Raw genomic sequence first — 10,159 nt, 5'->3', positions numbered from 1 at the left:
GGTTCAACAACTACAATCCGCTCTATGCGACTGTTTTTTTGCTCTAAGTAGATCCACGCAATCAGAGGCAAAAATTTTATGGTTTTTAGGAGTTCGGTTTCCGGAGGAAACTAAGCTGCTTGGTGTTGTGTTGTTAGGGCTAGCGCCCCGGTCAGTCGATTTTAGATTTTAGATTTTAGATTTACTCCAGAGATTAATCGGGAAGGTCGAACCTTAGTCTCAAATTTTTGCCCACTCACGACTCCTTTAGGAAACTTGTATCCGTTTTTGGGCGGGTGCAGCCGATCGCGCGAGCAAACCCCACCCTTTGTTGTCCTTCAATTCCCCTAGCAACACCATCCAAGCCATATCCCCGCACCAATGAGCGCTCAACGCAAAAAAAGCGGTGCGAACTATCTTCACTATTCATATTTTTACCACTTCTTTTATAATACCTTACATAAACTCATTACTGCGAATCCTTTACTTTTTGCAATCAAATAAATTTTCTCCCGAGGTCTTGCTATTTAGCAAAAAAGTGATAGTCTTTAAATAGAGGCAATCGAAAACTCGGTTGATACAGCCTAGGAAAAAATCAGAGAATTTTGGTAACAAAAATACAATTCAAAATAAACCGTATTTTGTTTACTGTCCTTTGACCGAACTGAGATGAAGTTGAGAGGAAAAAAGCAATGATAGAAAAATTCGAGATAGCCCCAAAAACCGTTTTAATTACCAAAGAAAAAGCCTTAGTATTGTGGTTTGATGAAGTCGGCATCGCCGACATCCCCTTAGTAGGTGGAAAAAATGCTTCTTTAGGCGAAATGATTCAACAGTTAACCGCGCAAGGAGTCAGAGTTCCCAACGGATTTGCAACTACAGCACACGCTTACCGCTACTTCATCCAGTCAGCGGGTTTAGAAGCTAAATTGCGCGAAATTTTTGCCGATTTAGACGTAGAAGATTTGCAAAACCTGCGACAAAAAGGCAAGCAAGCGCGGGCACTGATTCTGGACACACCGTTTCCGCGAGAACTGCAAGCGGCGATCGCGGATGCTTACGAGAAATTGTGCGATCGCTACGGCGACAGTACAGACGTAGCAGTGCGTTCCTCCGCCACCGCCGAAGACTTACCAGACGCGAGTTTCGCGGGACAGCAAGAAACCTACCTCAACGTCCAAGCTTGCGCTGGTGTCCTCGAATGCTGTCACAAATGCTTTGCTTCCATATTCACCGATCGCGCGATTTCCTACCGCCAACAGCGAGGTTTCGACCACTTTGAAGTCGCCCTATCAGTCGGCGTCCAAAAAATGGTGCGATCGGACTTAGCATCCTCCGGCGTCATGTTCAGCATCGACACCGAAACCGGATTCAAAAACGCCGTATTAGTAACCGCAGCCTACGGATTAGGCGAAAACGTCGTCCAAGGCACCGTCAACCCCGACGAATACTTCGTCTTTAAACCAACCTTAAAACAAGGTTTTCTCCCGATTTTAGACAAACGCCTCGGCAGCAAAACACTCAAAATGGTGTACGATATCGGCGGTTCTAAATACACCAAAAACGTCTCCGTCATAGCAGCAGAAAAAAATAAATTTGCCATACAAGATGATGAAATTCTGCAACTAGCAAAATGGGCAGTAGTCATAGAAGAACACTACTCTAAAGTGCGTGGAACTTATACCCCGATGGACATTGAGTGGGCGAAAGACGGCAATACGGGTGAATTGTTTATCGTCCAAGCGCGACCCGAAACGGTACAATCTCAAAAGTCGGCTAAAATTTTGCGAAACTACAAATTGCAAGGTTCCAGTGCAATTTTGGCAAAAGGACGCGCCGTTGGCGAATCAATCGGACAAGGCAAAGCCCGCGTGATTTTAGATGTGCACAGAATCGCTGAATTTCAATCAGGAGAAGTTTTAGTTACCAACAAAACAGACCCGGATTGGGAACCGATTATGAAAAAAGCAAGTGCGATCGTCACCAATTCCGGTGGCCGCACTTGTCACGCCGCGATCATCGCCCGAGAAATGGGAATTCCCGCCATTGTCGGCACCGGCGACGCCACCCAAATCTTGAAAAACCATCAAGAAATCACTGTTTCTTGTTCGGAAGGAGACGAAGGCAAAGTTTATGCCGGTTTGCTTCCTTTTGAAATTCAAGAAACTGCGATCGCGAATTTACCCCGCACCCGCACTCAAATTTTAATGAATGTCGGGAATCCAGAAGAAGCCTTTGGTTTATCAGCAATTCCTTGCGACGGCGTAGGCTTAGCACGGCTGGAATTCATCATTGCCAATCACATTAAAGCACACCCGCTGGCACTAATTCACTTTGACGAATTGGTAGATGAATCAGTAAAAGAAGAGATTGCAGAACTGACAGCACTTTACCCACACAAACCAGATTTCTTCACCGACAAACTCGCCCACGGAATAGCTACAATTGCCGCCGCATTTTATCCCAATCCAGTTATCGTGCGGATGAGCGATTTCAAGAGCAACGAATATGCTAATCTTTTGGGAGGACGGCAGTTTGAACCCAAGGAAGAAAACCCGATGATCGGGTGGCGTGGGGCCTCTCGCTATTACGACCCAAATTACCGCGAAGCTTACGCTTTGGAATGCAAAGCATTAAAGCGAGTTCGGGATGAAATGGGCTTGACAAATGTAATTCCGATGATTCCATTTTGTCGCACCCCGGAGGAAGGGCGAAAAGTGTTAGCCGAGATGGCAAAACACGGTTTAGTTAAAGGCGAGAACGGCTTGCAAGTGTATGTGATGTGCGAATTGCCTAGCAATGTGATATTTGCTGACGAATTCGCGCAAGTTTTTGACGGATTCTCGATCGGCTCTAACGATTTAACTCAGTTAACATTAGGATTAGACCGGGATTCTGCTTTAGTCGCGCACCTTTTTGACGAACGGAATGAAGCTGTCAAGCGTATGGTAGCAATTGCCATTAAAGCCGCCAAGAAGTACGATCGCAAGATTGGGATTTGCGGTCAAGCGCCCAGCGATTATCCTGAGTTTGCTCGTTTCTTGGTTGAGTTGGGAATTGATTCGATTAGTTTGAATCCCGATTCGGTTTTGAAGACTTTGTTAGATGTTGCTAAGGTAGAAGGTGCGGGTTCGTTGATGGATTTAGCGGGGGAGGTTGCTAAAGTGTAACCGTTTTAGTTTTTGAGATAAACCGGGTTTTTTAAACAATAGCTGCGCCCTTTCCTGGCTTGGTTGTTTGTGAACTCGACCCGGTTTCTCATATCTAGTCATGTAAAATCACCGAGCTCGCGTTTGTAGTGATGAATCCAAGTTCTGTGATTTTTATGAGGGCTTGCATTCGTCACTACCAAACTATTTTATTGCGGGTAATTGACCTGGCATAATATCACACCATACCTTCGCTTCTGGCTTTGTTGGGCTCGGGAGATGCGCTTTACGAAGAAACTGGCGCCAAAAGCGATCGCCCTCCGAACCCGCCAGCTAACGGTTAACACATGGGCCGCCTAGTTTGAGACTTGCTCGGGAACTTTTCTCCTTTAAAACCGTCGTTTCTGAGATAATTTTCCGTTGCCGATCGCCTAAATCAAAAAACATATTCTCCACATAAGCTCTCACAAAGTGCTAACTGTTCTCCTAATTATTTTCATAGGTTTAGCTCCCTCGCTGCTGTCTTTGTGGGTGATGCGCTCTGCTCAGAGCCAAGCCCGCGATAGAATTGCAGCGGCTAGGCTTGCGGTAGCGAATAGAGCCATGCGAACTCAACTACCAACTGCCGATCGCACTTACATACAAAGCCTCGGTTATTCGATCGGCGATATCACTTGCGAGTATAACGCCCGCTCTAATTACATTCGCTGCGCGGTTAATCCTTCGGGGCCCTGTCAAGATTGTCCGTACTACCAAGCCAGAACTCTTGACGTTCGAGAGCAAAAGATATAGCTTGTATTGGTGCTTATATCTATGCCTATTTGCGGATGTAGTAATCAATGAGTTAATATGTACTTACGTGTAAGGATTATTGGTGAAGCTTGTTTTGGACGACCCACGCCAAAACTCAGCAATTAAAACCTAATCGAGCATTATTGCTTGGTTACACTTGCCATAACTGGCGGATTGCGATCGCTGTTTTTTTAGTTTAGGATTTACGCTCCGAAACCAAGTTTAGACCATAAATTTTGGTTGGGTGGCCAGAAAACTCCGAATAAATTGGGTTTCTCGTCTCTTGGGCCTAACTCCAGCAGTTAAAAAAATTAGCGAACCAAAATCGCAAGTAGCTGATGGGAAAATCTCCAAGCCAGTTTCTCCAAAACATCCTAAAAAATGCTGCACGAAAAATAGTCCCGAGCATTTACCTTAAACAGAAACCTGCTCGAAGACTCGCTTGTTGACAGTTTGAGACGTTAGTTGTGGGCGACACTAATCTGTTTTTGCGATCGCAGCAAAACAGTCTCAAACCAGGATTGCTGTCTTCAGACTGCAAGTCATGAATTTTTAAGACGCCTCGTCGATACAGGGTATGTATATTTTAATTTAAGGACACGCCTTCGGTACTGCTGGCCTAATTATGTCACGGCCAACACTCCCTAATTAAGGTGGGGTTACTATTGTTAACAGGGCTTGCCCACCAAAACCAAAGAAACCTAGTTTTTTACCGGGAGCGAGGGCTGTAACGAAGTCTTTTCGTCCATCAAACCCGGTTTCTGCGTCAATAAATGCTGAAATTTCTCTGCAAATAAAGTGCCTTAGACGATGACAGAAAACCTCATTAAGTAAATTTTTGAGAACTCGTGTTATTGTCTAGTGCCTGGTGTAAGAGATATGCGTGTCACCGATACACTCGCTAACACAACAGAAAGCTGAAGGCAAAAAATCACCCGATAGATGCTCGGGATTTAGACTCCCACTTGTCAGAGCTTCTGCAGGCGATATTTGCAATGCTATTAAATATCAAGATAGCACTGCTTTTTGCTGAGTAAAATTTGCTTCTTGGTCTTTCTATAAGTCAAGAATCAGAGCCTCTTACTCTGCTATTTCAGCTTCTCCATATGTGATAATTAGCATCTTGCAGTGGGTATATCATCTACAATCCGTGAAACAATTTGACCATGCAAAGCATCTGCCACAAACCAATTATAACTAAAAAAATAGGTGACTCCAGCGCAAGGATTGCGGGCGCAAACTCCCGAACAAGAGCAACTTATCATCAGAAAAAACAAATAAAACAAGTAAAAACAGAGGAGTATTTCCTGTCCCACAAACTCCGTGGCGGCGGGGGAATTGGGCATCCCCACAGAGAATTTTTGCTCTCCACCAAGTCGAGTGGCAGCCGGAGTGTAAAAAATGTACTATTCGTCGATTCGAGGGTAGACTACCTAGTGACCACGACTACCAGGGGGCAACACCCCGCGACCGACGTGACCATCACTGCCAGCATTGTTTGGGGTTTAACAAAAGTCACCGTATCGGACGGCGATACTTACGATCTTGTGGCTGGCCTTGTCACCTTCGGGCCCGTGGCAATCGCCAATGCGGAGACAGTCACCCGGACGATCGGCTTCACAGTACCGCCCACCCTAACTTCCATCCGCAACACGGCCAGAAGTATCTCCATCACTCCCAACTCGACTCCGGCCAACAACAACGGTACAAACCCCAACGCCACCGTCACCACCTTGATCGATGCTGTGGTCGATGTTGTCACCCAAAAAACGGCGGCAGCGAGCATCAACGCGGGCGCGATGCTCATTTATACAATTACTACTAGCAACAACGAGCCGAGTCCCGCTGCCAATGTAGTCATCACCGACAGCCTGATTCCCAGCTTAAGGGGAGTCACCCTGTCCGACGGCGGAACCTACAATCTAGCCACTGGAGCGATCGATTTCCCAGCGATCACGAATTTAGCGATCGGCACCAACCAGAGCCCCACCATCAGCTTTGTACCGTCGCCTACCCTGACGAGGATCACCAACATTGTATCGAGCCGATCGCACACTCCAGACCCCGACTTGACGAACCACAACTGCTCGACAGTCGCAGCGCCCGGTGAGGCGGAGGGTCGAGTCACTACCTTGCTCAATTGTGAAGTAGGAACTGATAAGTTTGTCCTCGCCGACGGACTAAGTTTTGAGGTCCTGCGAATTAACTCGACAGCGAATGGCACACTCTTGCAAGTTGCTGCCACTGGGGAGGTTTTTGCTCAGGTTTTTGAGCCGCATAATTCTCTGAATGCTCGGGATTTTCTGACTCTTGCTCCGTCAGGATAAAAGCGCATTTAATTCCATGGCTTTCACGATATTTTCTAAATTCGGTTAGTTTCCTAATCCTGATTCTTTTAAAGAAAGTTTAAAATCAACAAGCATCAAGCTAGTGACTTATTTTCTTTCGGAGCAATCGACTACCAAAAACTACGTTTTTATTAAGTAATTTACTTCTAATGATACCTCAATAAAAGGAGTTTATGTCTACATAAATAGAAGGTTATTTGGTCTCAATATATTAACAAATATTGGGCAGTTTTACTCCCCTAACAGTGGTTGTTGTTCAGGAATTTAGTCCTACTAAAAATCTGATTACTCAAGCCATTAACAGTACAAACTTTAAGTGTATTTCACAAAGAAAGCTGCCAATCCACGGCGTTTTTCCGTACATCGCGCCGCTTTTTTTCATTTTAAAATAATTCTGGCTACAGTCATACTTGGCTAAAAAAACGCCTAATTTTCAGGTAAATGGAGCTAACTGCTACTTTGGGAAGATGTCAATTAAAAAATAATCGCCGTAAATGGAACTGGTTAACTATTATGCGAAGCCGATCAATTAGAAATTATAAATTTCCTAGTAGCAATTAATAATAAGATCGGTCGCTGAAGGTTAACAATAAACACGTCAAGGAGCTATGTAACTCATGAAAAAAATAGGGTGCAACTACTCTCGCCAAATTCAAAAATTAAGTGGCGTTCCGCGCGACAAAGAATCCATAAAATTTCCTGTGATTGGGAGGTCATTAGCGGGCGATCGGGCAATCGATATTGACGGTTTAAAAAAAACGAGTTTTGGCGTCAAGAGCGAGCATAAAAAATATTTAGTTTGCATAGATCCGAGGGTAGATAATTATCAGCATCTTGCCAGCGGAGTCAAACCGGGAACAGAGATAATTGTCCTCGATAGAACGCGGGACGGAGTAGAACAAATTACCGAGATTCTAGCTAAACGCAGCTTTATTGCTAGCCTTCAGATAGTTGCTCACGGCGACGAAGCTTCGCTACAACTGGGGTCAACTGTACTGAAGGATGAAAACTTGCCAAAGTACGATCGGCATTTGCAGCAGTGGCGCAATGCCTTCAGCGAAAAAGCCGATATTTTATTACTAGCGTGCAGGGTTGGGGCTGGACAATCCGGGATTGCTTTCGTGCGGAAGCTAAGAGAATTAACAGGCGCAAATATAGCGGCTTCCAACAATCTAATTGGCAGTGCAAAATTAGGAGGAAACTGGCAATTAAATGTAACAGCAGGACGAGTAAAAACCGCCATAGCTTTTGAAACAAAAACGCAGGAAACTTACAGCGCTGTCCTCGTGACTTTAGTTGACGAAAGTTTTCAAGAGGTAAATCTAACAGGGCCTTGGATATCTGGGGTCAGCGGCACGTCAGACGCTCCAGCTTTAACATCAGGAACCGGATCGGAGAGTTTTCCGGGTTTGAACATCGACCCGCCCGGTAGCGGGGCTTTGAGATTAACTTCAAGAAGTTTTGACCAATCTACTTTTGCCATCTATAACAATCCGGTACCAGTCAGCAGCGGCCTTAAAATAGTCTTCGATATATTTGCCTACAACGGCACTGTACGTCCGAATTTACCCAGTAATTTGACAGGGGATGGCATAAGTTTCTTTTTAATTGACGGTACTGTGACGCCAACAGTAGCTGGAGGCTATGGAGGGTCTCTCGGCTACGCCCAAAATGCAGATACAAATCAGTCCGGTTTACGGGGAGGTTATTTAGGAATTGGATTGGATGAATTCGGAAATTTCTCAACTACAAGTTCTGGGCGAGTAGGCGGAATTTCGGGGGGAATTAGACCTGATTCGGTAACGCTTCGAGGTAGCGAAGCTACGCAATATCAGTTTTTAACTTCTAACTATTTGCCGGGGGGAGTAGATAATATTCCAAACCCCGTAAGTCCGCCGATCAACACCATTACTAGCACGCGGGAACCAGCCAGAAGAAGAGTTCAAGTTATTTTGGAACCTCCCAGTTCGGCAACGCCCAACCGTCTCACTGTTAACTTTGATCTCAACAATAATGGTTCGTTTACAGATGTGGGCGAGACAATTATCAAGATTGACAATTTAGCGACAATAAACGGGCCAATTCCGGAAACATTCAAATTTGGTTTTGCTGGCTCAACGGGAGACGCAACAAATATTCACGACGTTCGCACTTTGTCTATCCAAACTATAGAGGTGCCGCCTACTACAGCAGATGTTGCGACAACGAAAAAAGGCCCGCCCGCTGCGGCACCGGGCAGCAGCATTACTTACACAATTACGACAGTAAATAACGGCCCGAACGTGGCCGAAAACGTGCTGGTTGAAGACCAACTGCCCCGAGGGGCAGTGTTTGGCAGTGCCGACAACGGCGGCACTTTCAACCCGACAACGAGACTGGTCACCTGGCCAACTATTCCGAATTTACCTCTTGGGGCCAGCGTCACCCGCACCGTAACTGTTACGACCCCAACTACACTCGGCGCTATTACAAACAGTGTATTCAGCAGCAGCAACACGATCGATCCCGTACCCGCCAACAACAGCGGCAGCAGCCCCGAAGCACGAGTCACCACCACTATCACGAACGATATTGCCGATGTAGTGACGGTCAAAACCGGGCCCGCTACTGCGGCAGCAGGCTCGACTGTCACCTACACAATTACGGCAGCTAATAGTGGGCCGAGTGCGGCAACCAATGTGGCGATCGCCGACACCATCGTTCCGGGTTTAACAGGAGTCAGCGTCTCCGAGGGCGGAACTTACAACGCAACTACAGGTATTGTGACTTGGACAGCGATCGCATCCCTAGCCAGGGCAGCCAGCGCCAACAGAACAGTCAGTTTCGCAGTTCCCGCCACCATCGGCCCGATCGCCAACACTGCTAGCAGCACCTCAACGAGCCCAGACCCCAATCCTGCCAACAACAACGGCAGCAGCCCCCAAGCGCGAGTTACCACCACGATCACCGAGAGTGCCGATGTAGTGACGGTCAAAACCGGGCCCGCTACTGCGGCGGCAGGCTCGACAGTCACCTACACAATTACGGCAGCCAATAGTGGGCCGAGTGCGGCAACCAATGTGGCGATCGCCGACACCATCGTTCCGGGTTTAACAGGAGTCAGCGTGTCGGACGGCGGAACTTACAACGCAGCTACAGGTATTGTGACTTGGACAGCGATCGCATCCATAGCCAGCGCAGCCAGCGCCAACAGAACAGTCAGTTTCGCAGTTCCCGCCACCATCGGCCCGATCGCCAACACTGCTAGCAGCACCTCAACGAGCCCAGACCCCAATCCTGCCAACAACGACGGCAGCAGCCCCCAAGCGCGAGTCACCACCACGATCACCGATAGCGCCGATGTAGTTACGCTCAAAACCGGGCCCGCTACTGCGGCGGCAGGATCGACAGTCACCTACACAATTCTCACCGAAAACAGAGGGCCCACTACCGCCACCAACATCACCGTTACAGACACCATCGTTCCCGGTTTAACGGGTGTTACAGCATCCAACGGCGGTATTTACGACCCAGCCACAGGCATTGTCAGCTTTCCGCCCATTGCCACCTTAGCTGACGGCTTGACCGTCAGCCGGACTGTCAGATTCCCAGTCCCGGCGACTGGCACTGTCAGCAACACGGCAAGAAGTACCTCAAACACGAATGACCCGAATCCCCGCAACAATAACGGCATCGAGCCCGGCGCAACTGTTACAACCAGCATCGCCTCTGCCCCGACTCCGACTCCGACTCCCGCACCGACTCCGACTCCCGCCAATCAACCGCCGACAGCTAACAACGTCAACCTCGAAATCGCCCCCAGCAGCGCTGTGGCGATCGCAGGACTTGGAGGAACCGACCCCGACGGGTCGATCGCATCTTTCACGATCAACACCGTCCCAGCAGCCAATG

Annotated in this window: 5 protein-coding genes; 4 read left to right on the top strand and 1 reads right to left on the bottom strand. The window is 47.5% G+C overall.

Annotation, left to right across the window (positions count from 1 at the left end):
* Window positions 1-246 precede the first annotated feature (246 nt).
* The gene (locus tag QT994_RS20530; protein ID WP_333177629.1) at window positions 247-402 is read right to left on the bottom strand and encodes a hypothetical protein; all 156 of its coding nucleotides are present in this window, start codon (window positions 400-402) and stop codon (window positions 247-249) included.
* Window positions 403-671: 269 nt separating this feature from the next.
* On the opposite strand from QT994_RS20530, the gene ppsA reads away from it, so the two are divergent.
* The 4 genes from ppsA to QT994_RS20510 all read left to right on the top strand — a co-directional run.
* Window positions 672-3,149, top strand: coding sequence for a phosphoenolpyruvate synthase (gene ppsA / locus QT994_RS20525; RefSeq protein ID WP_333177628.1), 2,478 nt, complete (start codon window positions 672-674; stop codon window positions 3,147-3,149).
* Between the two features lie 450 nt (window positions 3,150-3,599).
* Entirely contained in the window at window positions 3,600-3,920 is a 321-nt protein-coding gene (locus QT994_RS20520; RefSeq protein ID WP_333177625.1) for a DUF6464 family protein, read from the top strand.
* A 1,166-nt stretch (window positions 3,921-5,086) separates the two neighbouring features.
* Entirely contained in the window at window positions 5,087-6,247 is a 1,161-nt protein-coding gene (locus tag QT994_RS20515) for a hypothetical protein (RefSeq protein ID WP_333177622.1), read from the top strand.
* 638 nt (window positions 6,248-6,885) lie between these two features.
* Window positions 6,886-10,159 (top strand): DUF4347 domain-containing protein (locus tag QT994_RS20510; protein ID WP_333177620.1); only part of this gene is annotated, 3,274 nt, incomplete at its 3' end.

Source organism: Microcoleus sp. S13_B4, from assembly GCF_036700885.1.
Lineage (GTDB): Bacteria > Cyanobacteriota > Cyanobacteriia > Cyanobacteriales > Microcoleaceae > Microcoleus.
The sequence above is the reverse complement of the archived record's forward strand: the minus strand, read 5'-3'. Positions and strand labels throughout refer to the sequence as shown.